Below are 24036 nucleotides of genomic sequence, written 5' to 3'. Positions count from 1 at the left end.
GGGGAAATAATGTCTTTGGACGTCACTCCGGTAAGTCTGGGAAAGGAGCCCGGCGGAGCACAACCGGCCGGGCGCACGGGCACCGCGCTCGCGATCATCGTCGTGGTGCAACTCATGCTCACCATCGACCTGATGATCGTGACCGTGGCGCTGCCCTCGATCGGGAAGGACCTGGGTTACAGCGAAACCGGACTCGCGTGGGTGGTCAACGCCTACGGCTTGGCGCTGGGTGGCCTGATGCTGCTGGGCGGCAGGCTCGGTGACACCTTCGGCCGGCGCAGGGTATTCCTGGTCGGCATCGCGCTGTTCACCCTCGCCTCGCTGGCCGGCGGGTTCGCGATGTATGACTGGTGGTTCCTGGCCTGCCGCGCGCTGCAGGGCATGGGCGCGGCCTTGTGCATGCCGAACTGCCTGGCGCTGATCCTGAGCCTGTTCCCCGCGGGGCCCGAGCGCACCAAGGCAATCGCCACCTCGGCGGCAGCGTCCAGCTCCGGCGCGGTCGTCGGTCTGCTCCTGGGCGGTGTGCTGTCCACCGGCCTGTCGTGGCGCTGGGTCATGTTCGTCAACGTTCCGGTCGGCATCGCCGTGTTCATCCTCGCGCCGCTCTACATCACCGAGCAGTCTCGGATACGCGGCAAGTTCGACATCGCGGGTGCGCTGACCTCAGCGCTCGGTGTGGCCCTGCTGGTCTACGGACTCTCGCACGCCGGCGAGTCGGGCTGGTCGACAGTGTCGGTATGGCTGCCGATCCTGCTGGGCGCGGCGATGTTCATCATCTTCACGATGGTGGAACGGCGAGCCTCGCAACCGATCATGCCGCTGTCGCTGTTCCGCGACCGCAACCGCGTCACCGCCTACATCTCGGCCGTACTGGTGACCGGCACGATGATCGGTGAGTCGTTCTATCTGACCATGTTCATGCAGGGGCCGCTCGGCTTCAGCGCGCTGCTGACCGGATTCGCGTTCCTGACAACCGGTTTCGCCCTGGTGATCAGTTCCACCCTGGTCATCGGGCTGATGCAGAAGATCGGCGAGCGGTGGATGACCTTCATCGGCGCGCTGATGCTCATCGCGGGCTACCTGTGGCTCACCACGCTCTCACTCGACAGCGGTTACTGGGGCACAATTTTCGGCCCGCTGGCACTGACCGGCGTCGGCATGGCGGCCACCCTCATCCCGGCCACCGAGATGGCGGGCGCCGGCGTCGAGTCGGACAGCTACGGCTCCGCGTCGAGCACCTACAACACCATGCTGCAACTGGGCGGGCCCTTCGTGCTGGCCATTCTCGTCACGGTGCTCACCACTGCCGCCAAGGGGATCACGGCGCCCGCCGATGTACCCGGTGACCAGACCGATTACTACGTGCTCACCGAGAGCATGTCCCCCGGTTTCGTCACGGCGGCGATCCTGGCTGTCGGCGTGGCCGTGACCAGTCTCTTCATCAGGAGGACCACTCCCACCTCTGCCCCGACCACCGCATCGACCCCAGCCTGATACCGCCCCGGCGCCACGCCCGCACTCCCGGTGGGCGTGGCGCCGGGCCTCCCGCTCAGAAGCGGGCGAGAATCTCACGCAGCGCGTCGATCACCTTGTCCTGCACGTCCAGCGGCAGCGAAGGGTACATCGGGAGCGAGAAGATCTCGTCCGCCAGCGCTTCGGTTACCGGCAGCGCCCCCTCGGCGTAGCCCAGTTTCGCGAAGCCGGACATGGTGTGCACCGGCCAGCGATAGCTGACGTTCAGCCGGATGTCGTAGTCCAGCAGGGCTTTCAGGATCTCGTCGCGACGCGGGTGGCGGACCACGTACAAGTAGTACACATGGTCGTTGCCTTCGGCCAGCGCGGGGAGACCGAGGTCGGTGTCCGCCAAACCCTCGGCGTAGCGCGCCGCGACAGCGCGACGGCCCGCGATGTACTCATCGAGCCTGCCGAGCTTGCGGCGCAGGATCTCCGCGTGTACCTCGTCCAGCCGGCTGTTGTGCCCCGGGGTCTCGACCACGTAGTACTGCTCTGCCATCCCGTAGTACCGCAGCCGACGCAACCGCCGATCGACCTCCTCCTCGTCCGTGACGACGGCGCCGCCATCGCCGTACGCGCCGAGAACCTTGGTGGGATAGAAGGAGAACGCGCTCGCGTCGCTCATGGTGCCCGCCGTTCGCCCGCGGTGTCGAGCGCCGTGCGACTGTGCGCAGTCCTCCAGGATCCTGAGTCCGTGCTCGGCCGCCAACCGCCGCAGCGGCGCCATTTCGACGCACTGACCGTACAGATGCACCGGCACAATGCATCTGGTGCGCTCGGTGATCGCCGCGGCCACCTGCGAGGTGTCCATCAGATAGTCCTCGGCGCGGATGTCGACGAACACCGGAGTCGCGTTGAGGGCGTCGATGGCCACGACCGTCGGCGCTGCGGTGTTGGACACCGTGATCACCTCATCGCCGGGGCCGATCCCCAGGGCCTGCAGGCCCAGCTTGATCGCGTTGGTGCCGTTGTCAACGCCTACCGCGTGCCGCAGTCCGTGATAAGCGGCGAATTCGTGCTCGAACGAGCGGGTGCTCTCGCCGAACACGAGCTGGCCGGAGCGGAAGACCTTGTCCACGGCGGCGAGAATGTCATCGCGCTCGCGGTCGTATTCCGAGAGATAGTCCCACACCAGGGTAGCCAAGGGTCAGTCCTCTGCAGTCGGGTCGATTCACTCTCGGGTCTACCAACGGCAACTCGAACCTGGCTGGAGCCTTCGCTGAAACGCCATTCCGGTACCGGCCGCTTGACACCGCCTCTAGCCTGAGATCGGCGGGAGGAGAAAACCGTTGGCACACAACGAGATCAGGACAGCGGTGGTGCTGGGCGGCACGGGCTGGGTCGGCAAGCGCCTGTGCGCGGCGCTGGCCGAGCACGGTATGCGCGTGGTGGCGGTGGCCCGCAACCGCACCGAGGGACTGCGTTGCGATCGGTTCGCCTCGCTCGACCTGGCCACTGCGCCCGCCGCCACAACAGCGGCGCTGTTGCACGAGGAGTCGGCCGACCTCGTGGTCAACGCGACCGACGCCGCGAACGCGACCGACGGGTGGGACCGCACCGAGACGGAACTGGTGCGGGCCAACGTTTCTCTGGTCGAACAGGTACTGCAAGCGATACGGACGCAGCCGCGGCCGGTGCGGTTGGTGCACATCGGCACGATGCACGAGTACGCACCCGTCGCCTTCGGCACGCCGGTCGGCGAGAGCATGCCGTGCGCGCCCGAATCCGCTTATGCGCGTACGAAACTCGCCGGTTCACGGGCTGTGCTCGACGCCGCGCGAACCGGCGCGGTGGACGGCATGGTGCTGCGCGCGGTGAACGTGTGCGGGCCGGACCCGTCGCGTGCGAGCCTGCCGGGGAAGCTGATGGCACTACTCGCGGCAGGCACGGTGCGGCTGCCGATCGCCGATGCGCATCGAGATTGGCTGGATGTACGAGACCTGGCGCGCGCCGCGGTGGCCGCCGCACAGCGGCCAGGCGTGACGGGAGTGGTCAATATCGGCAGCGGCCGGGCGGTGCCGATGCGCGAATTCGTGGAGACCTTCGTTCGAGAAGCCGGGTCCCCGCTGTCGGTGGTGGAAGACACCGCCGGCGGGGTCCACAGCTACGGTGGGTCGTGGTTGCAGGCCGATATACGCAAGGCCGCCGAAGTGCTCGACTGGAAACCCCGGTGGTCACTGCAGGAGTCCCTGCGGGATATGTGGGCGGCCCGGTAGCGGACCGCCCACTCGACCGTGACCGGCGGACTCGCCGTCAGCCGACAATGCGGACATTCGGGGTGTAAAGGATCCACTTGCCGCCTGCGGCACTGAAGCCGGCTTCCTTGGCCATGATCTCCTGCGCGTGATTCCACGCGAACAGCAATGCGTAGTCCGGGTAGGACTCCGCGAATGCTTCGGCGGGCCGCACCGGCAGGTGCGCACCGGGGGTCACCTTGTGCTGCTTGGCGGGGGTGGTATCGCAGACGTAGCTCACCAGGTCCGGGGTGATGCCGCAGTAGTTGGTGACGGTGGCGCTCTTGGCTGTGGCACCGTACCCGACGACGGTAGCGCCCTCGGCCTTCAGCTTGTGCAGCAACGCGATCAGATCGGTGCGGACGACTCCGACCGCGGCGGCGAACGCGTCGAGGACGGCAGGGTTGTGCAAGCCACGCGCCGACTCCTCGGCCAGCAGGTCGGCGACTGCCGGGGTCGGCACGCGGGCGCCGGCGCGAGCCAGGGTGTAGCGAACTTCGCCGCCGTGCACCATCAGCCGTTCGACATCCACCAGGTCGAAGCCGAACCGCTGGGCCATGGCGTGCACGGAGGTAGCGCTGAAGAAGTAGAAGTGCTCGTCGTAGATCTGGTCGAACGAGGTGCGCTCGACGATCTCGCCGAGGTACGGGTCCTCGAACACGAATACTCCGCCAGGGGTGAGCAGCGCGTCCAGCCCCGCGAAGATCGAGTCGACGTACGGGATGTGGCAGAACGTGTTGGCCGCGTAGACGACGTCGGCCGGGCCGTATTCAGCGCGCACCGAGGCCGCGGTGCTCGCCTCGAAGAATTCGGTGAGCACGTTGACGCCCTGCGCTCGGGCGTGGTCCGCGACCCGGCCCGAGGGCTCGACACCGAGATGCCGCACACCCGCCTTCGCGATCGTGCGAAGCATGATTCCGTCGTTGCTGCCGATTTCCACAATGAACGGATCAGCTCCGGTCAGCTCATTTTCCAGGAATCGATCAGCGGCATTCTCGAAATGTTCACGCATCACCGACGAACCCGAGGAGAAATACGGATAATCGGTGTGGAACATCTTCGTCCTCGGCACCTCCTCGAGCAATTGGACCATAGCGCACGACTCGCATCGGCCGACCGCAAGACGATAGAAGAACTCCTCCCCACCCTGGTCCGGAGCCCTGAAAGCATCGGACAGCGGCTGTCGCCCGAAGTCAATGAACTCGTTGACCACTTCGCCACAGATTCGACATTCGACCATGTTTCGAACCGTATCCACGCGCGGGCGAAGAACGCTCGAATCTCGCTAGAGCACCTCAACGCGAAACAATCTCGTGCATTAACGTAGCAGTTGTCCGAATTCGTTTTCCCGGCCCGTTACGCGGCCAGTTCCGATCTGGGGGAAAAGCCTGTATGGAAAGCTCCGAAGTCGTGGTCATGGGCCTGACTGTGAACTATCTCGCGGAGCCGCGCGGGATAGACGACCGGACACCTGCGCTGGGTTGGCGACTGCGCTCGGCCGGCCGGGCCGTCGTGCAATCGGCATACCAGGTCAGGGCCGCCTCGACACCGCAACTCCTCGCGCTGGACACGCCGGACCTGTGGGATTCCGGCACGATCGCGTCGGGTCGGCAGGTGGACGTCGGCTACGGCGGTCGGCCGCTGTCCTCCCGTGAGCAGGTGTTCTGGCAGGTCCGGGTGTGGACCGGCGGTGACAACGCGTCGGCATGGAGTCCGGTCGCCCGCTGGGAGATGGGCCTGCTCGAGCCGTCCGATTGGACGGCGGAATGGATCACCGGCGCCGCGCCACTGAACGGCGGGCCGCTGCCGATATTCGCCCGGCGCTTCACCGTGCCGCCGGAATCGCGGATCGAGCAGGCGCGACTGTACGTATCGGGGCTCGGCCTGTACGAACCGCGGCTCAACGGCCGCAAGGTCGGCGCGGACGTTCTCGTACCGAGCGTCACGGACTATCGAAAACGCGCACTGTACAAGACCTACGATGTCGCCGAACACCTGCGGACCGGAGACAACGTCGTAGGGCTTTTGGTCGGTAGCGGCTTCTTCGATGTGCCCGAACGGGAAGGCCGCTACTGGGAGTCGGTGACCTGGAAGAACGGTTTCGCCGGCGGCGGGGAGACGATCCGGCTGTCCGGCGAGCCGAAGGTGGTCGCCCAGTTGGAGATTCGCTACGACAACGGGACGGTCCAGCAGGTGTGCAGCGACACCACCTGGCGGGTCGACGATGGGCCCCTCGACTTCTCGGGCTATTACGGCGGCGAGGATTACGACGCCCGCCGCTGGCAATCCGGCTGGGACGGGCCCGATGGTGACCACTCGGAGTGGCGATCCGCCGTCGTCGCCGCCGACTTCCCCGCGGTGCTCAGCGCGCAATTCGAACCCGCCGTCGTCGAGGCCGAACGGCTACCCGCGGTCGAGATGACCGAACCCGAACCTGGGACGTACGTTTTCGATTTCGGCACGTCCTTCGTCGGATGGCCGCAGATCGAAGTCGAAGGACCCGCCGGGACGCGTATCGCGCTGTTTCCGGGCTGGTATCTCGACAACGGCCGGGTCAGCCAGAACGGCATGGTCGGATGGGTGCCGAATGTCGTTGTCGCCGATCACTACACGCTGGCGGGTGGCGGGGTCGAGTCGTGGCATCCGCGCTTCAGCTACCACGGATTTCGGTACCTCGAAATTCGCGGACTGCCCACCCCGCCGCACCTGTCGAGCGTGACCGGAATCGCGGTGCGCGCCGCGGCCGGTACCACCGCCGAATTCGACTGCTCCAACCCACTTCTGAACGCCATGGACCGAATCGCCGATCGCAGTATGCGAAGCGCCATGATCGCGCCGACAATGCCCACCGATCCCAACCGTGAGAAGGCCGGATGGCAGGCCGACCGCGGTATGGCGCTCAGCGGTGTCCACCGCTACGACTTCGCCGCCTACAACCAAGCGCTGCTGCGTGACGTCTTCGATGCGCAACGCGCGGACGGCAACCTGTCCGGCATCGTCCCCGATCCCACCGATTTCTGGTATGTCGGCGATATCAATTGGAGCGGAGCACCGATCGTCCAAGCCGAGGAGAACTACCGCCGCTACGGTGACACCGCGTCGCTACGACGCCACTATCCGGGTATGCGGCAGTACTTCCGGCTGCTGCGATCGCGTGAGCAGGACGGGCTGTACCCAGGTGGTGACATCACGGAAGGTTACTTCGGCGATTGGATGTACCCGGGCCAGCACTGGCAACATCCGTTCGACCCGGACAACGCCCACTTCACTCCGCCCGAAATAACTGTGGCATGGGGGTATTGGAAGATCGCCACCGCCATGGCCGGTATCGCGCGGGCCCTGGGCCACCTCGACGACGCGCTCGAGTACCGCGGCAAGGCCGAGGCGATCGCCACCACGTACCACCGGCGATTCTTCGACCCGGCGACCACCACGTATCTACGGGGAGCGCAGACGGCCACCGCCCTCGCCCTCGAAATAGGCGCGCCGCCACCGGAATTGCGTACCCAGGTGCTCGCCACTCTCGTCGAGAGCATCAGGGAATCCGGAAACCACCTCAACACCGGGATGATCGGACTACCCGCGATCGTCCGCGTCCTCATCGACGCGGGCCGTCACGACGTTCTCCACGACGTCGCCCTCCAAACCAGCTACCCCAGCTACGGATACTGGCTCGAGCGCGGTGCCACCGCACTACCGGAGAGCTGGGATTGGAACGGCCGCGAAGGCGTGGCGGATCTGAATATCCTCGGCGGCTTGACCTCGTGGTTCATCCATGGCCTCGGGGGAATTCACCAGGACCTCGACGCGGTCGCCTTCGACAAGATCCGCATCGCCCCCGCCATCGTCGGTTCGCTCACGACGGTGAACGCGACCGTACGGACCGTACGCGGAGAGATCGTCAGCCGCTGGCACCGCGACGGCACCGCGGTGACGCTGGAAGTCGTCGTTCCCGCGAACAGCACCGCCACCGTCGTTGTGCCCCTCCTGCAAGAGGATGCGGAAATCACCGCTTCCGATGAAACGCGACTGATCGACCGGGACGAAAAGTCCGCCACCTACAGAACAGGATCCGGGGCATGGACATTCGCGCAGAAATGAACGCTCGTCACGAACCCGCGTTCAACCGGTCGGCCTCCTCGACAGCACTGGCCAGGCTCCGCTCGACGAACCGGATCAGCACCCGCAATTCCTCCTCCGTGAAATCGGCCAGGTCCTGGTGGGTCCGGGTGGTCAGGCTCGCGTAGTAGGAATTGGCTCGTTCCAGACCTTCGGGGGTTGGCACGACGACAACCTTGCGCCGGTCCTTGGGATCGGGCGCGCGGGTGACGCAGCCCGCCGCCTCCAGCCGGTCGACCATGCGCGTGGCCGAACCCGCCGTGAGGCCGACGCGGGCGGCCAGCGCACCGGGTGTGGTCGGCCCACCCTGCTGGAGTACGTGCAGACAGTGGAAGTCGGTCATGACCACGCCCATCTGGGCCGCGATCAGGCTGTTGATCCGAATCAACTGCTGAATCCAGTCCGGCAGCAGCTCGAGCAAGGCGCCGACCTGCGGTTTGACCTGCTGGCCCATAGTCATGTGACACGACCCGATCCGTTGAAGTATCCTTGCGTCGCACAACTTTCACGATGTGCAGTGTTTCCATTACACAATATCACCGTTACGCAATAACACAGCGAGTGGCAGTTACCCACGCAAGGTCATTTGCGACCGCAGGATAACCAAGGAGTTGGTCCTACTGTCTGGACGAACGCAAGTTTCCCGCCTGCAGGCCACATTCATTCCCGCCGAGAATGCCTTTGCCTGGTGGGGGCCCGACGACCTGGACGAGACCGTGCGCGAACACGGCCTGCCCATCGGTCGGACGGCGACCTGTTCGCTGGCAGCACCCGAGGGCGGGTCGGTCGTCGCCGCCGAACGGGACGTCCGGCTCATCGACCTGAACGAGGCGGTGGCCGCCCTGATCGCACTGGACCGGCGGGCCGAGGTCGGCAAGTCGATCAAGAACTGGCAGGAGGCCGCCCGGCTGCTGGACGGCGACAGCGAGGCCAAGGACGCCGACTTCGCTGATCTCGCCGCCCGGATGCCCGCTGCCGCACACGCCGTGACGAATCAGGAGGGTACGGGGGTAGCCGCCCCGGCAGCGCTGCTGACCCAGTTCCGCCGGGCGGCGAACACCACCGCCACCCTGGCCGGCACGGCAGTGGACGCTCAACTGCGCCCCTACCAGGTGCACGGCGTGGCCTGGCTCAACTCCCGCCCCGAACTCGGCACCGGCGGCGTCCTGGCCGACGAGATGGGCCTCGGCAAGACACTCCAGGCCATCTGCCTGCTGGCCATCCGACGATCCGAACGCCCGCACCTGGTGATCTGCCCGACCTCGCTGATCGGCAACTGGCGGCGCGAACTCACGCGCTTCGCCCCTACCACCCCGGTGCTGCGCTACCACGGCAGCAACCGCGGCCTGCCCGAGCAGTGGGAGCCCGGCACCGTCGTCATCACCAGCTACCCGGTGCTGCGTAGCGACAAGCCGCTGATCGACACCGACTGGGACATCGTCGTGCTGGACGAGGCCCAGCAGATCAAGAATCCGGACGCGCAGGTCAGCCGCGCCGCCGCACGGCTGAACGCGACCGTGCGGATCGCGATGACCGGCACCCCGGTGGAGAACCGGCTCGACGAGCTATGGTCGCTCTTCCACGTGACCAACCCGGGACTGCTCGGCACGCGGGCACGGTTCCGGCAGCGGTTCGTCGCGCCGATCGAACAGCGCCGCTCCGCACCCGCCGCCGCCTCGCTCAATGCCCTGGTGCGCCCGCACATGTTGCGCCGCACCAAGGCACTGGTCGCCGCCGAGCTGCCGCCCAAGCAGTACACCTCGATGATCTGCACCCTCACCGACGAGCAGGTGCGGTTGTACCGCGAGGCCGTCGACCGGGCGTTCAACGAGGGCCTCGGCGGTGGCATCGGCCGCAGCGGCCGGGTGCTGGCGCTGCTGACCGCGCTCAAACAGATCTGCAATCATCCTGCGCAATACCTCGGCGACGGCCCGGCGGGCCCCTCCCGATCCGGCAAATTCGACCGCGCCACCGAAATGCTGTCCGAAATCGTCGACGACGGTGACCGCGCCCTGGTGTTCACCCAGTACCGCACCATGGGCGAACTGCTGTCGGCTTCACTCGGCGAAACGCTGGGCACCGGCCCGGTGCCGTTCCTGCACGGCGGGCTCTCCGGCGACAAGCGCGACGAGATGGTCCGCGCGTTCCAAGAGGATGACGACTCACCTCCGGTACTGCTGCTGAGTCTGCGCGCGGCCGGGTTCGGACTCAATCTGACCCGCGCCGCGCATGTGATGCACTACGACCGCTGGTGGAATCCGGCCGTCGAGGAGCAGGCCACCGACCGTGCCCACCGCATCGGCCAGCAGCGCACGCTCAACGTGTACACGATGGTCTCCGGCGGCACGATCGAGGACCACATCGCGCAGATGCACGACACCAAGCGTGGTTTCGCCGATGTCGTCGTCGGCGGCGACACCGAGGCCGCACTCGCCAAGATGTCCGATGAGGAACTGCACGCCGTCCTCGATCTCGACCTGGGAGCGATTTCCTGATGCCACCCGAATTCGGCGCCACCCCCTGGGGGCGTTCCTGGACCCGCACCGTCGAGACCACCGCTGCCTCCGGCCCCAACCCGCTGTTGCCCAAGGCGCGTAGCCTCGCCCGCAATCACTGCGCCACGCTGACCACCGAGGTCGGTGTGGTCACCGCGAAGGTCGTCGCGTCGAGCGACCAGTTCAGTGTCCGGATCGAGCTGCCACCGTGGTCGGAGGAGACCAAGAAGGACGCCGAACGGCTGATCGCCAAATCACTGGCGGTCAACCCGGGGCTGGCCGTCGGCGACCTGCCGGACGGCCTGGAGGCCGACTTCACCGCCGCGGGCATCGCCTTCACCGTTCCGGTGGGCGAGCAGGTCGCGACCTGCGACTGCCGCACCCGCAAGCGGCCGTGCGCGCATATCCTGGCCACCCTGTACGCGCTGTCGATGCGGGTGGACGAGCGACCGCGGCTGGCGGTGGAGTTGCGGATGGACAGCGCCGCGGCGGCCGAATGCGCCGACCCGGATTGGATTCCGCTGACCGATCTGGATCCTGGGACCTTCTACGGCTGATCGAGCAGGCCCGGCCGCCCCGTGCCGGGGCGGCCGGGCCTGGCGTCACGCCGTGATGCCGAGCCCGTGCCTGAAGAAACCGGTCGGGTCGTATGCGGCCTTGACCCGTTGCAGGCGTGGGTAGTTGTCCTTGTAGTACAGGTCGTACCAGGCCGATCCCGACTTGTTCCAGCTCGGATCGGCCAGGTCGGTGTCCGGGTAGTTGATATACGACCCGTCCGCCTGCCCGTTCAGGTCCGGGACACCGCCGCTGTCCGCGTACAGATCGCGATAAAACGACCGGATCCAGGCGATGTGCTTGTCTTCCCCGGTCGGGTCGGTCCAATTGTTCAGATAGAAAGCCTTCAGTACCGAGTCACGCTGCGCGGTGGCGGTGGCATCGGGTGCCACCGCCGACGCTTGCCCACCGTACGCGGCGAGGATGACCCCGGCGGTCGGGTTGTCGTACGCGTCGTCCGTCAGGTAGCGGTAGATGACGTCGATCTGCTCGTCGGTGTACCGTCGCCGCAGGTAGGCCGCCTTGCACTTCGCCCGCTGTCCATAGACGTCGCCGCGCATCCGTGGCCACAGCATCGACCGCAGCCACGGTCGCTTCTGCACGTCGTGGCGGTAGTGGATACCAACACCTTCATTGAGCGCGTCGAGATAGTCCGACAGCATCTCCTCGGCGCCGTCGGAGGTCGCATCCACCTGGGTGAGCAGAGCGATGGTATTCGTCTGGGCGCGCAGCATCGTGAGGATGGAGAACAGCGCATTCTCCGGAATGCCCGGCGCACTGTGCCGCTCGTGCCATCGGCCATGGTTGGCCACCAGGCGACGAAAGGACTCCGGTGTCAGATCCGACCACGACCAGTACGTCAGGGCGTCCAGTACCTCGGCGGGCGGTCGTGGCAGCAGCACCGCCGGATCGTCGCCCGCGGCGTCCGGGGCACGCATCCAGTACTTGGTGACCACACCGAAATTCCCACCGCCGCAACCGGTGTGCGCCCACCAGAGGTCGTGGTGCGGGTCGGCCGGGTCGCGGGTGGCGACGACGAGACCGGCCGTTCCCGCCGCATTCACGGTGACGACCTCGACCGCGTACAGGTGATCGACGACGCACCCGTGTGCGCGGGTCAACGGGCCGTAGCCGCCGCCGAGGATATGCCCGCCCGCGCCGACCGAGTACTCCAGCCCGGCCGGGATAGTGACGCCCCAGCCCTTGAGCAAACCGCGGTAGACCTCACCGAGCAGCGCGCCCGGCTCGATGGCGAACGCCCGCATCCGGGCGTCGTAATCCACCCGGTTCAGCCGCGAAAGGTCCAGCAGCACTTCGGTTTCCGCCGAGTCGACGAAGTCCTCCAGGCAGTGCCCTCCGCTGCGGATCGCCAATCGCGCGCCGGCGTCGGCCGCCGCCTGCACCGCCGCCACCACGTCCCCGGGCGTCGCGGGCACGTGGACGATGCGCGGCGTGCAGCGGAAGCGGCCGTTGGCCGCCGTCGTCACCTCGGCGTACCGGGGGTCCTCGGGGGTGATGGCGGTGCGATCGAGCATGCCGGTCATCGGCGCACCAGGTCCATCGGGAGCTTCTTGGTGCCATTGAAGTCTTTGGGGTCGTGGAACACGATCTCCTCGTCCTCGGCCACCCGGAAGTCCTCGAACCGCTCGAGCATGCCGGTCAGCGCGATCCGCACCTCCTGACGGGCCAGCGGCGCGCCGAGACAGAAGTGGATGCCCTTGCCGAATGCCAGATGCCGAGCCTGCTTGCGATGGATGTCGAACAGGTCCGGTTCGGCGAATTCGGCCTCGTCGCGCATCGTCGAAACCAGCGACGCGCTGACCATCGAGCCCTTCGGAATCCGCAGGCCGCCCAGCTCGACGTCATCGAGTGTGCGACGGTCCACCCACACCAGCGGTGACCGGTAGCGCATGACCTCCTCGATCGCCGGGCCGAGCAGCGCGGGCTCGGCCCGCAACTGCTTGATCAGACCCGGATTCTCGTCCAGGCACAGCAGCGCGTTCGTGAGCACGGTGCTCGTCGTGAGGTGCCCGGCGATCAGCAGCAGCGCGAGGAACCCGATGATCTCGATATCGTCCAGCTTGCGACCGTCCAGCTCCGCATCGAGCAGATCGCGGATCAGCCCCTCCTTAGCGGAGCGGCGGTAGGTATCGACGTGGCTGAGCAGATACTCGTTCATCTCCCGGATGAACGGGCTCATCGCGGCCACGCTCTCCTCGCTGAACAGCCCATCCGCGCCGTTGTCGACGAGCAGTGCGTCCGCCCACTTGCGGAACAGGTGCCGATCGGACACCGGCAGGCCGACCACCTCGGCGATGACGATCACCGGCAGCGGGGCCGCCACCTCGGCCACGATGTCGACCCGCTCCCTGCCGCCCTCGGTCACCGCGTCGAGCAGTTCGGCCGCGACCTTCTCGACCCTCGGCACCAGACTCTGGACGAATTTGGGCGTGAACCCCTGGCTGACCAGTCCGCGCAGCTCCCGGTGCCGAGGCTCGTCCATCGCCTGGAAGTTGCCTTTCCGGAAGGCACGCAGTTCCTCGGTATCCGGAATGAACTCGCTGAGGTCGCTGGAGAAGATCTCCGAGTCGGAGATCACCCGCAGCCCGTCGGCGTAGCGAAGCACCTCCCAGCGGCCGGTCGACTCCTCGAACCGGACCGGCTCGTGCACGCGGCGGTGCGCGTAGTCGTCCATCATCGCGCGCAGCTTCGGGGGAATGTGCGGACCGCCCATGGGTCAGGCCTCCTTGGTGAGTGCGAGCGCGAGCTTGCGGTAGAACGCCAGCACGCCAGGCTCTTTGGGACTCAGATGGCCCTGCTGCAGAAAGCGGGAGCCGAGCGTGCGCTGCACCGCCTCCAGGCCGGTCCGGTCCTCGGCGTTGATGACGCTGGTGATCGATTCGACCTCCTTGCGCATCACCTCGATGTCCACGAACTCGAGCACCTGGCGCGGCACCAGCGTGCCGCCCCGGACCTGGGTGCGGTCCAGCGACAGCGGGATGATGCTGATCCAGGCGATGGTCTCGCCGAAGGTCGCCACCGCGCCGCCGGGGAAGATCCGGAAGCTGTACATGATGGAACGCTCGGCCTCGGTGAGCGGCAGGTGCTGCGCCTCGAACGGGGTGCCCGCACCGCTGAGCAGCCGAGTCACCCACTCGGAGTCCTGGTACACGGTCATGTCGATGCCGCCGGTCATCAGCGGGCGCACCGTCTCCGGGTGGAAGCCGATGGCGTGGTAGTTCTCGTACCCGTTCTCGACCGCGACCTTCCAGTTACAGGCCCACTCCTCGGTCCAGTAGTTCACCTGGACCATGTCGTCGAGCCGGTAATTGGTCATCTCGGTGTCGGCGACGGCCAGATCCGGTTCGAACGAGCGGGCATCGGCGTCGAGGTTGACGAACACCAGGCCGTGCCACTCACGCACCGCGAAACCGGGCAGGCGGCAGGTGGCCGGGTCGAAGTCGGGGTTGTCGCGCATATGGGTGGCCGCGCGCAGCGAACCGTCCAGGTTGTAGCGCCAGAGGTGGTAGGAGCAGGTGAAGTCCTTGACCGTGCCCTCGCCCGGCGCCACCAGCGGCATCGCGCGGTGGCGGCACACCGGTGACATGCCGTGCAGCTGCCCGTCCTCGCCTCGCGTGATCGCCACCGGTTCGCCGGCGATGGACAGCGCCACGTAGTCGCCGGGCGCGGCCAACTGCGCGGTGTGCGCGACCATGATCCAGGAGCGATGGAAGATCTGCGCCCGCTCCAGCTCATACACCTCCGGCGAGGTGAACATCTGCGGCGGCAGGCTCATCGCGGGCGGGTTGGGCGCGGCGTAGGCGCGGACGGCGGCCAGCAGTTCGGCTGCCGACTGGTCGGGCGTCGGGCCGGTTCGGGTGGTGGTTGTGGTGGTCATTGCGGTCTCCTTGCGGGTCACTCGGTGGGTGGGATTGCGCCGAGCGCCGCCCACGCCGCGTCGTCCATCCACGGCGGGATACCGACCTCGCCGTTGGTGCCCTTCTCCACGAAGGCGATGTTGCGGTACGCCCGCACGCCGACCACGTCCCGCTGGGTCACCGTCGGTGCGCCGCCGGGGGTGTGTTCGTGGTAGTGCAGGTCGTCCACCAGCCGCTTGATCAGGCCGATGGAAGTGCCGGGGCCCGCCGACGGGCCCTCGGTGCCGCCCATGCGGGGGATGTAGGCGGTCTGCATGTCTTCGATGACGTAGAGCCCGCCCGGCTTCACATGGGGGAACAGGGCGTCGAAAGAGATACGCACATGCCGGTTCTCGTGGCTGCCGTCGTCGATGACGATGTCGAACGGTCCGTACTCCCGCGCCAGCGCGGTCAGTGCCTCCGGGTCGCTCTGGTCGCAGACCAGTGCGGTCTGCCGCGGCTCGTTCAGCGCGGACTTGTCGAACAGGTCGATGCCGAACACCTGGCCCCGAGGGAAGTACCGCTTCCACATCCGCAGCGAGCCGCCACCCAGGTCGCCGTCGAAACCGCCGATACCGATCTCCAGGATGCGGACCGGCTCGTCGCGGTACGGGGCGAACTCCCGTTCGTAGTGCCCGGTGTACCAGTGGAAGCTGGCCCACTTGTCCGAACCGGACGACGAGCACAATGCGCCCAGCTCGTCGCGAGGGATGGTCAGGCCGGTCATCAGTGCGCCGGAAGCCAGGCTGGTCGAGCGGACCAAGCCGGGCAATCGAGATAGATCCTCGGGCCGGGCCGGCAGGAAGACGTCGCTGAAATCCCCGGTGCGGCGCTGGTCAGGCCTGCCGTAGACGCGGCGGACCAAGTGTGTCAGCGACATGCCCAGCTCGCGGCAGATCTCCACCGGCGCTTCGCCGTCCAGCCTCGTGATGCGCTGGCCACCGACGCAATGGAATACGACGCGGCGAGTCTCGGTGTCGTCCGTGACATCCAGTGCGATGTCCACCTGCTCCGGGTTGGTCGGCACCGAGGCACGGAACAGCACCTCGTCGACCAGGGCGGCGAGCACCGCGTCCACGCCCTCCTCCTTGACCAGTAAGGAGATGTCCGCGTCCGACGCCGTGCCCGCGCGCAGCAGACGATCCAGCAGCGCGCTCACGACTGCTCCTTCGCCGTCTGCTTGTTCCAGATCGCCAGCTCACCGAAGGCGTCGGGACGGGCAAGCGGGATCACCTCGAACTTCAGGTGCGGGCTGACCGGGTTGTCGTACAGCACCCGCAGCAACTCCTCGTGGGAGGCCACGTCGTAGATGTTGAGCCCACCGGACGCACCGACGCGGATCCAGCTGTGCAGGATGATTCCCTTCTCCACCAAGGCCCGCGTGTAGGCGAAGCCCTCGCCGAGACGCTCTCGGAACTCCTTCGCCTCCCCTGGGGCCGGGGCCTGCGTGGCCAGGACGGCGAACAACGCCATGAATCGCTCCTTCGGTTCTGTGTACTGAGGTTTCGGGTTTCGGAAGGCGGCTAACGCGTCAGCTCGGCGCGGCGGCGAGCGGCGGCGTCGACCAGGGTTCCCACCACCTCGCCGGGGCTCGGCTCGGCGAGCATCCGGTCCCGCAGGGCCTGCGCCCCGGCGCGGAACGCGTGCTCGCCGAGTAGCCGCACCACACCGTCCCGCAGCCGGCTTCCGGTCAGCTCGTGCGGCGGCAAGTACAGGCCCGCGCCCAGATCGCTGAGCCGTTCGGCGCGGTAGACGTTGTCCCACATGCCCGCGACCACCAGCTGCGGAACGCCGTACACGGCCGCGGTGGACCAGGTCCCCGCGCCGCCGTGATGGATGATCGCCGCGCAGGTGGGCATCAAGGCGTGCAGCGGCACGAAATCCACCACCCGAGTGTTGTCGGGTACCTTGCCGATCTCGGCCACCTGGGCTTCGTTGAGCGTGGCCACGATCTCCACGTCCAAGTCCGCGACCGCGTCGAAGAGTTCGGCCGGCGAAATCAGGTTCGGGTAGGCCATATCCCGCGAGGTAATGCCCAGTGTCAGGCAGATTCGGGGCCGAGCAGGGGTTTCCCGCAGCCAACCCGGCACCTCGGACAAGCCGTTGTAAGGCACGTAGCGCATCGGCACGGACTCGTGCCGGCTGGGCAGCCGCACGCCCTCGGGCATCTGGTCGATGGTGAAGTGCCCGGTGACGACCCGCTCGTCGTAGTCGAGGCCGTGTCGAGCCAGGGTCCAGGTCAGCCACTCCTCGAGGGCGTCGTCGCGCCGCTCCGGCGGCAACGCGGCGATGTCCGCACGGAACCCATCTCGCATCCGGCCGAAAAGGTCCGGCCCCCACAGCAACCGGGCGCCTACGGTGCCGCACGCGCGGGCGGCGACCCCGCCTGCGAAGGAGAACGGCTCCCAGATCACCAGGTCCGGCTGCCACCAGCGGGCGTAGGCGACCAGGTCGTCCACCATGGAGTCGTTGTTGGCTTGGGCATAGAACGTGGCGGTGAGCAGGGAGTTGGCGGCCTTGCGATCGCGCGGGCCGCCGAGCTCGCCGGTGAAGTCGATATCGCGGTAGAAGCCGGTGAGCTCGTCCCCCAGGTCGCGCACGATCGCATGGTGGGTGTGGTCGGCGCCGACCGGGACGGCGGTCAGCCCGGCCTGGGTGATCGCCCTGGTGAGCGCGGGCTGGCTGGCGAAGCGCACCTCGTGCCCGGCCGCGCGCAGCGCCCACGCCAGCGGCACGGTCCCGTTGAAGTGCGCTTCTACCGCCAGGGACGTCATGAGTACACGCATTGCGAGCAGCTCCTCGTCAGTGGGTGGTCATGGAATTCGAGTCGGCGACAGGCAGGCGGACCAACGCCCCCGTCACCGGCGCACGCAGCCGGCGCACCGCCTCGCCGTCGAGGCGCAGCCGGGGAAAGCGGACCGCCGCGGCGGCCAGCACTGTTGCCGCCGCGCCACGGATGAACGCCGCGATCCGTGGCACGCCGCGCAGGCCGATCCCGGCCGCGCCGATGTGCACAACGACCTCTTCGCCCGCCGCGATCCGTTCCGCACCCAGCCGCAGGTCCTCGCGGGCCACCCTGCGGTCGAGCCGCATCGGCGGGTGCGCGGCGAGCACGCCGTCCAGAATTGCGCCGGCCGCCACCGGATCGGCGGACAGTGCCTGCCAGCGTGCGGGATCGGCCAACAGCACGTGCGCCGCCTCGGCGGCGAGCGTTGCCGTGAGTTCCACGCCGAGGACGGACAGCGGTAGCGCGCTGTCCGGTACGAGTGTCCGCAAGCCGGCACAGGCGGCGATGACCGCACGGGCATCTGCCAGTCGGGGCGCGCAGAGCACCGCGTCCACCGCCGGGCCAGCCGCAACGGCGTACCCGGTGTACGCGGCCAGGTCCGAGCCCGGCACCGTCAGCACCTCCGCGGCCAGCCCTGCCACCGCCGGACGCAGTACGCCGTGCACCAGGTCGAACCGGGAGCCGAGCCCGTCGAGCACCACGCCCCCGGTGGGGGCCGACACGGTCCAGCCGGTCGCGGGGAAAGGGTCCACACCCGCCAGCACATGCTCGGGCGGCAGCTCGGTGCCGAGGCGCGGATCGGTGAGAACTCGCTCGGCGAGTTCCGGATCGCTGACAACCCAGGCACCGGGTCGGCTGCGGTAGACCGGCCCCCGTTCCTTGATCCTGTCGGTCAGCGCCGGGGTGTCCTCATCCTCGGCGCGCAGCATCACGGCGTACGGGTCACCTCCGTGCGCGAACAGGAACTGCATCCCGCGCTCGGTCAGCAACCGCCTGCCCAGATCCGTGTCCGTCCGGGTCATGTCGAGGCCAGAGTGATCAGCGTGCCGTTGACCAGGGCGATCGGCATCTGCTTCATGCCGCCTCCTTCTCAGTGGTTTGTCGGATACCGCTGTGGCCCTGCTCGGTCAGGACCATCGCCGCATTGAAACCGCCGTGGCCGCGCGCCACGACCAGCGCCACCGACAACGGCAGCGTCCTGGTCTCGGTCACCAGGTCCAGTTCGTACTCGGGGACCGGATCGGTGACACCAGCAGTGGCAGGGATATGGCCGTGGCGCATCGCCAGCAGCGCGGTGGCGACATCGAGCGCCGCGCCGCCGCTGCTGAGCCGGCCGGTCATGGTCTTGGGCGCGGTGACCGGAACCCCGTACGGACCGAAGACCGCGCGCAGCGCGTCGGCCTCTACCCGGTCCAGTTCCGGCGTGCCCGCCGCATCGGCGAACACGACGTCCACTTCGGCGGGTTCGAGCCCGGCGTCCGCCAGTGCGCCCTCGATAGCGCGGCGCAGCGTGGATCGCCGCCCCGAGCCCGGTGGCGGATCGAAAGTGGCCGCGTAGCCCGCCACCTCGCCGTACCAGGACTCCACGCCGCGCTCTTTCGCGGCGTCCGCCGACTCCATGACGAACAATGCCCCGCCGTCTCCTGGCACGTAGCCGGAGGCAGCGACGTCGAACGGCAGGTAGGCGCGCGCCGGGTCGGCAGAGGTACTGATCCGGCCATTGGTGAGCTGGGCAACCCAGCCCCAGGGAGAGGGTGACCCGTCCACGGCCCCGCACACCATGGCCGGCTGCCCCGCACGCACCCGCCGCCGAGCCAGGGCCAGCGCGTCCAGCCCGCCCGCTTGCCCGGTAACCAGCACGCCGCCGGGACCGCGCATACCGTGCCGGATGGATATCTGGCCGGTGTTCACCGCATAGAACCAGGCGAACGACTGGTAGGCGCTGACGTGCTGCGGACCCTTGCGCCAGAGCTTGTCCAGCTCGCGGTGACCGAATTCGAAGCCGCCGGCCGAGCTCGCCGTCACCACGCCGATATCGAATCCGGTGCGGACCGAGCCCTCCACCGCCGAGTCGGCCAGCGCGTGATCGGCGGCGACCAGCGACAGCTGCGTCATCCGATCGGTCTGCGGCAGCAGTCGGCCGGGCAGATGGTCCGCGGCAGTGAATCCGGTGACCTCCCCGGCCAGGGTGGCCGAGTAGCCGGAGGGGTCGAACGCCGTGATCCGCCCGATCTTTCGCTGCCCCGCAAGGGTATTCGCCCAATGCTGTGCAGCGTCCATACCGGTCGGGGCGATCACGCCCATGCCGGTGATGACCGTCCTCATCCGACTTTTCTCAAGATCATGGCGCTCTGAAAGCCGCCGAAGCCGCTGCCTACGGTCAGCACCGTGTCGATCGGCACTTCACGGGCGGTCAGCGGCACATAGTCCAGATCGCAGTCCGGGTCCGGCTCGTGCAGGTTCGCCGTGGGCGGCACCAGGCCGTCGCGGATCGCCAGCGCACACGCGGCGATCTCCAGCGAGCCGATGGCGCCCAGCGAGTGACCGACCATCGATTTGATGGAGCTGACCGGCACACGGTACGCATGCTCCCCGAGGCTGCGCTTGAACGCGGCCGTTTCATGCCGATCGTTCTGCACCGTGCCGGAGCCGTGCGCGTTGATGTAGTCCACATCCTCGGCGTTCACCATGGCCTGGCCCATGGCCGCCCGGATCGCCTCGGCCATCTCCGCACCGTCGGGCCGCAGTCCGGTCATGTGGTACGCGTTGCAGCGCGAGGCGTACCCGGCGACTTCGGCATAGATCTGCGCACCACGGCGGCGGGCGTGTTCGTACTCCTCGAACACGAACATCGCCGAGCCTTCGCCGAGTACGAATCCGTTGCGGGTGCGGTCGAACGGCCGGGACGCGTGCTCCGGGTCGTCATTGCGTGGCGTGGTGGCCTTTATCGCGTCGAAGCAGGCCAGGGTGATCGGCGAGATCGGCGCGTCGGTGGCGCCGCCTACCACCACGTCGGCCGAGCCCTCGGCGATCAGCTCGACCGCGTGCCCCACCGAGTCCAGCCCGGAGGTGCAGCCCGTGGACACCGTGGACACCGGGCCCTCCGCGCCAAGTTCCCAGGCCACCTCGGTCGCCAGGGAACTGGGCACGAAGTGGTTGTACAGGTGCCCGACCGCGTAGGCCTCATCGACGTTCCAGTGCTGCCCACCGTCGGACACCACCACGTACTCCTGTTCCAGACCCATCGTGCAGCCGACGGCGCTGCCGACCACCACACCGGTGCGGGCCGGGTCGAGCGTGGCTTGGTCGACACCGCTGTCGGTCAGGCACTCACGCGCGCTGACCACGGCCAGCTGCGCGGCCCGATCCATCCGCCGGATCTGTTGCGGGGTAAGACCTTCGGCCACCGGATCGAAATCGCACTCGGCAGCCACCTGCGATCGGAACCGCCCCGCGTCGAAGGACGTGATCCGCCGCGTCGCGGTGCGGCCGGACGACAACAGATCCCAGAACGGCTTGGCACCGGTGCCACCGGGCGCGACGACCCCGATGCCGGTCATGACGACACGACGTTTCATCTTTCAGACATCCTTAACGGTTGCGGGCCTGCCTTATGCCTTGACGAACTCCAGCCTCGGCTCGTAAAGATTGGCGACGTTGGTCGCTCGCGCCCGGATCTCCTTGGCATGGTCGGCGAAACCGGGTGCGGCGATGGCGTCCTTCCATGACTGGACGTCGGTCCACAACGCGATGTTCACGTACTCGTCGGCACGCGAGGAGTCCACGTGCTTCGACAAGGTGAACTGGAGGAAACCCGGCTGTGCGGCCATGAACTCCGAGATGTCGGCGAACACCCGCTCGAAATCCTGCGGGTCGCCGGTCACGGTGAAGGTGTTGACGAACGTCACGACACCCTTGTCGGTGGCGTCGTAGCGGTCCTTGGCGTCCTGGGCCGAAGCTGTCATCGTGCTGCTCCTAAGATCGTTTCCATGTGCCACCAACGGTGCGCCGAGCGCCTCGCACCCGGCTAAAATCTCGACTCACAACAGGCTCAAACCCCCGTCAACGACGACGACCGAGCCGGTGGCGAACTCTGCCGCGGGCGCGGTCAACTGCCGCGCCCACCAGGCGAGCTCTTCAGGCTGCCCCACGCGACCGGCAGGCGTTCGGGTCGCGATATCGGCAAGGAATGCGCGGTATTCCTCCGGCGTGGACCCCATGCGGACGCCCATTCCGGACTCCACGACACCGGCCGCGATCGCCACGACCCGAATCCCTCTCGGCGCCAGTTCGACGGACCAGGTCCTGGTGAGAAACTCCAGGGCGACCTTCGTGGCCCCGTAAACGGAGAACCCCGGCCATGCGCGCCCGCCGGACGCCCCGGAGCTGCTGATGTTCAGTACGGCGCCCCGGGTTTCGGCGAGCGCGTCGAGCGCTGCCTGGGTGAGAAAGATAGGCGCCAGGAGATTGACCGCTACCTGACTCTCGGCAGAGGCCGCTTCGACGTCTGCGAGCGGGGCGGGAACCGCCGTCGCCGCGTTGTTGACCAGGACATCGACCCGGCCGAGCGCACGCTGTGCGGTCTTGACAACGAGTTCGGCGGAACCGTGATCGGTGATATCCGCCGCGAGCACGTGGATGTTGTCGTGCCCTGCGGCTGTTTCGTGCAGGGCGGACTCCGTCCGCCCCACGACGAGCACTTCGTGCTCCTCGGCGTAGCTACGGGCAAGCGCCCGTCCGATTCCGGTCCCACCGCCGGTGATGATCACACCGCGTCTTTGCCTCGAGGTCATAGCCCCGAAGTTAGGCACGCCCGCTCGCAACGCGGTCGAGATCGAATGGCGGTCAGATAGATTCGTCGTCCCGCGTGACCACCCGTTCGGCAACCTTCAATTCGCCACCCGTGCGTACGAGCACGTCCTCGCACACGCACATGGCGTGCAGGTGCGACCCCTTGCCTCGCTCGGTCTTGATGACCTGCACGTAGGACCGGGCGAATACCGATCCGTCTTCTCGCACCTCGACCAGAATCGTGCTGTAGCACCGCCGGTACCGAATGCCGTCGGCGGCCAACTGGTCGGCATTGGCCCGCAGGCCGGCCGCCAGCGCCGCCCGCCCGACGATCGGTGTCGCGATCTTGGGCGGGGAGACCATGGTGCCCTCCTCGGTGAAGGTGGCAGCGGCCTCCTCGGCATGCCCCTCGTCCATCAATTGGACGTGCCGGGCGTAGAAGCTCCCCACCTCGGCGCAGATCTCCTCATATGTCTTCTCCCGTACCACTGCACTCACGACCTACCGCCTCTCGACTGGACTATCCCCTCCAACCTGGCGGCATCCGGTCGAAGTCCACTGGAGAAGCCCTCGTGCCGGTGTGTGCCCCCCACGCCGAAAAGGACCCGCGCCCCAGTCCGGGACGCGGGTCCTTTCGATGTGCGATCAGACGCTGGCGACCATTTCAGCGCGCCGGACGTGCCCGGCGATCGCGTCGACCAGTGCGGGATGCACGGCAGTCGGGAAGGTGTGGCCGAGGCCAGGGATTTCGAGGAGCCGAGCTCCCGGGATCGACTCGGCGAGGTACGCGCTGTGCGGCGGCTGGTGGACCGGGTCCAGCGGTCCCTGGATCACCAGCGTTGGTGTGTCGATGTTCGCCAGTTCGCCGCCGCGGCTGGTGAGGTCGGCGCTTTCGGTGATCTTCGGCTGGTTCAGTCCCGCTATGCCGGAGTGCGCGATCTCCCGCTCCTCCCAGCGCCGGAACTCGGCCGGGTCGAACCGCGACACGGAGCCGGACAGCGCCCGCGCCAAGGCGACCCGTCGGTCCAGTTCGGCGTCGACGTCGTCGAGTATCGGCGGTGTCATGATCAGGTCGAGAACCTCGCGGCGCGGCGCGGGCAACCCGCTCGGGGTCGGCTTTCCACTGTAGGCACAGTCGCAGCTGTTGAAGAAGTCCACGCTCAGCGCGGCCGCGCCGGTCATGGTCAGGCTGCGGAGCCGGTCGGGATAGTCGACGGCGATGAGCTGCCCGGTCGCAGCGCCCAGCGCGAAACAGACCAGGTGGACCCGTTCGATGCCCCAACCGTCCAACACCGCTATCGCATCGGCGGCAAGTTCATAGAAGGTGTACTGGTCCTGATCGGCATCCAGGGAAACCGTCCGCCCGGTATCCCGGTGGTCGTACCGGATGACGTGCAGGCCCCTCGCCGCGAGACCCTCCACGAACTCGTCGGGCCAGCCCCGCGAGCTGTGCGCGCCGAGCAGCAGGAGCGGGGGATCGCCGGGATCGCCGAAATCTTCGGTCCACAGCTGGAGATCAGCGGTGGAGACAACATGTTCTGACATGGAATTCACGCTTCCTTTCCGAGGAGACTCGATTCAGCTGAAGTCGTCATGTGTCCCTGATCCCCGTTGCCGCACCC

Annotated in this window: 21 protein-coding genes; 5 read left to right on the top strand and 16 right to left on the bottom strand. The window is 67.6% G+C overall.

Annotated features, from left to right (window positions below):
- The first annotated feature begins 9 nt into the window (after window positions 1–9).
- Entirely contained in the window at window positions 10–1494 is a 1485-nt protein-coding gene (locus ACIG5A_RS11855) for an MFS transporter (protein ID WP_397240148.1), read from the top strand.
- A 55-nt stretch (window positions 1495–1549) separates the two neighbouring features.
- Here the strand turns inward: ACIG5A_RS11855 and ACIG5A_RS11850 are convergent, their stop codons facing one another.
- A complete protein-coding gene (locus ACIG5A_RS11850) occupies window positions 1550–2659 on the bottom strand; it encodes a DegT/DnrJ/EryC1/StrS family aminotransferase (protein ID WP_397240147.1) in 1110 nt (369 codons plus the stop codon).
- Between the two features lie 145 nt (window positions 2660–2804).
- Between ACIG5A_RS11850 and ACIG5A_RS11845 the strand changes: the two genes are divergently transcribed.
- Window positions 2805–3731 (top strand): NAD-dependent epimerase/dehydratase family protein, encoded by a 927-nt coding sequence (locus tag ACIG5A_RS11845; RefSeq protein WP_397240146.1) that lies wholly within the window; start codon window positions 2805–2807, stop codon window positions 3729–3731.
- A 37-nt stretch (window positions 3732–3768) separates the two neighbouring features.
- On the opposite strand, the gene ACIG5A_RS11840 is transcribed toward ACIG5A_RS11845, so the two are convergent.
- On the bottom strand, window positions 3769–4989 hold the full coding sequence (locus tag ACIG5A_RS11840) for a methyltransferase domain-containing protein (RefSeq protein WP_397240145.1): 1221 nt from the start codon (window positions 4987–4989) through the stop codon (window positions 3769–3771).
- A 152-nt stretch (window positions 4990–5141) separates the two neighbouring features.
- Here ACIG5A_RS11840 and ACIG5A_RS11835 point away from each other — a divergent pair, with 152 nt between their 5' ends.
- Window positions 5142–7850: a family 78 glycoside hydrolase catalytic domain gene (locus ACIG5A_RS11835; RefSeq protein ID WP_397240144.1), complete on the top strand. Its 2709-nt coding sequence runs from the start codon at window positions 5142–5144 to the stop codon at window positions 7848–7850.
- Window positions 7851–7857: 7 nt separating this feature from the next.
- Here the strand turns inward: ACIG5A_RS11835 and ACIG5A_RS11830 are convergent, their stop codons facing one another.
- A complete protein-coding gene (locus tag ACIG5A_RS11830) occupies window positions 7858–8328 on the bottom strand; it encodes a MarR family winged helix-turn-helix transcriptional regulator (RefSeq protein ID WP_397240143.1) in 471 nt (156 codons plus the stop codon).
- Between the two features lie 151 nt (window positions 8329–8479).
- Between ACIG5A_RS11830 and ACIG5A_RS11825 the strand changes: the two genes are divergently transcribed.
- The gene (locus ACIG5A_RS11825) at window positions 8480–10363 is read left to right on the top strand and encodes a DEAD/DEAH box helicase (protein ID WP_397240142.1); all 1884 of its coding nucleotides are present in this window, start codon (window positions 8480–8482) and stop codon (window positions 10361–10363) included.
- Complete coding sequence (locus tag ACIG5A_RS11820; protein ID WP_397240141.1) at window positions 10363–10920, top strand: SWIM zinc finger family protein; 558 nt, start codon at window positions 10363–10365, stop codon at window positions 10918–10920. Before ACIG5A_RS11825 ends, ACIG5A_RS11820 begins: the two co-directional genes overlap by 1 nt.
- Before the next feature lie 45 nt (window positions 10921–10965).
- On the opposite strand, the gene ACIG5A_RS11815 is transcribed toward ACIG5A_RS11820, so the two are convergent.
- From ACIG5A_RS11815 to ACIG5A_RS11755, 13 genes are all read right to left on the bottom strand, one after another.
- Entirely contained in the window at window positions 10966–12462 is a 1497-nt protein-coding gene (locus ACIG5A_RS11815; RefSeq protein WP_397240140.1) for an FAD-binding oxidoreductase, read from the bottom strand.
- Window positions 12459–13652, bottom strand: coding sequence for a cytochrome P450 (locus ACIG5A_RS11810; RefSeq protein WP_397240139.1), 1194 nt, complete (start codon window positions 13650–13652; stop codon window positions 12459–12461). The genes ACIG5A_RS11815 and ACIG5A_RS11810 overlap by 4 nt, the downstream gene beginning before the upstream one ends.
- Before the next feature lie 3 nt (window positions 13653–13655).
- A complete protein-coding gene (locus ACIG5A_RS11805; protein WP_397240138.1) occupies window positions 13656–14816 on the bottom strand; it encodes an aromatic ring-hydroxylating dioxygenase subunit alpha in 1161 nt (386 codons plus the stop codon).
- Window positions 14817–14833: 17 nt separating this feature from the next.
- The gene (locus ACIG5A_RS11800; RefSeq protein WP_397240137.1) at window positions 14834–15994 is read right to left on the bottom strand and encodes a class I SAM-dependent methyltransferase; all 1161 of its coding nucleotides are present in this window, start codon (window positions 15992–15994) and stop codon (window positions 14834–14836) included.
- On the bottom strand, window positions 15991–16308 hold the full coding sequence (locus ACIG5A_RS11795) for a muconolactone Delta-isomerase family protein (protein WP_397240136.1): 318 nt from the start codon (window positions 16306–16308) through the stop codon (window positions 15991–15993). The genes ACIG5A_RS11800 and ACIG5A_RS11795 overlap by 4 nt, the downstream gene beginning before the upstream one ends.
- A gap of 50 nt (window positions 16309–16358) precedes the next feature.
- Window positions 16359–17621: an activator-dependent family glycosyltransferase gene (locus ACIG5A_RS11790; RefSeq protein WP_397240135.1), complete on the bottom strand. Its 1263-nt coding sequence runs from the start codon at window positions 17619–17621 to the stop codon at window positions 16359–16361.
- Window positions 17622–17637: 16 nt separating this feature from the next.
- Window positions 17638–18645 (bottom strand): hypothetical protein, encoded by a 1008-nt coding sequence (locus ACIG5A_RS11785; protein ID WP_397240134.1) that lies wholly within the window; start codon window positions 18643–18645, stop codon window positions 17638–17640.
- Window positions 18646–18697: 52 nt separating this feature from the next.
- On the bottom strand, window positions 18698–19948 hold the full coding sequence (locus tag ACIG5A_RS11780; protein ID WP_397240133.1) for a ketosynthase chain-length factor: 1251 nt from the start codon (window positions 19946–19948) through the stop codon (window positions 18698–18700).
- A complete protein-coding gene (locus ACIG5A_RS11775) occupies window positions 19945–21201 on the bottom strand; it encodes a beta-ketoacyl-[acyl-carrier-protein] synthase family protein (RefSeq protein WP_397240132.1) in 1257 nt (418 codons plus the stop codon). The genes ACIG5A_RS11780 and ACIG5A_RS11775 overlap by 4 nt, the downstream gene beginning before the upstream one ends.
- A 33-nt stretch (window positions 21202–21234) precedes the next feature.
- On the bottom strand, window positions 21235–21588 hold the full coding sequence (locus ACIG5A_RS11770) for an antibiotic biosynthesis monooxygenase family protein (protein WP_397240131.1): 354 nt from the start codon (window positions 21586–21588) through the stop codon (window positions 21235–21237).
- Between the two features lie 75 nt (window positions 21589–21663).
- Entirely contained in the window at window positions 21664–22392 is a 729-nt protein-coding gene (locus ACIG5A_RS11765; RefSeq protein ID WP_397240130.1) for an SDR family NAD(P)-dependent oxidoreductase, read from the bottom strand.
- 76 nt (window positions 22393–22468) lie between these two features.
- A complete protein-coding gene (locus tag ACIG5A_RS11760; RefSeq protein ID WP_397240129.1) occupies window positions 22469–22912 on the bottom strand; it encodes a nuclear transport factor 2 family protein in 444 nt (147 codons plus the stop codon).
- 147 nt (window positions 22913–23059) lie between these two features.
- Window positions 23060–23959: an alpha/beta fold hydrolase gene (locus tag ACIG5A_RS11755; protein ID WP_397240128.1), complete on the bottom strand. Its 900-nt coding sequence runs from the start codon at window positions 23957–23959 to the stop codon at window positions 23060–23062.
- Window positions 23960–24036: the final 77 nt, after the last annotated feature.

Source organism: Nocardia sp. NPDC052566 (assembly GCF_044547285.1).
Lineage (GTDB): Bacteria > Actinomycetota > Actinomycetes > Mycobacteriales > Mycobacteriaceae > Nocardia.
Note: the sequence above shows the minus strand (reverse complement) of the source record. Positions and strands in the feature narration are given on the sequence as shown.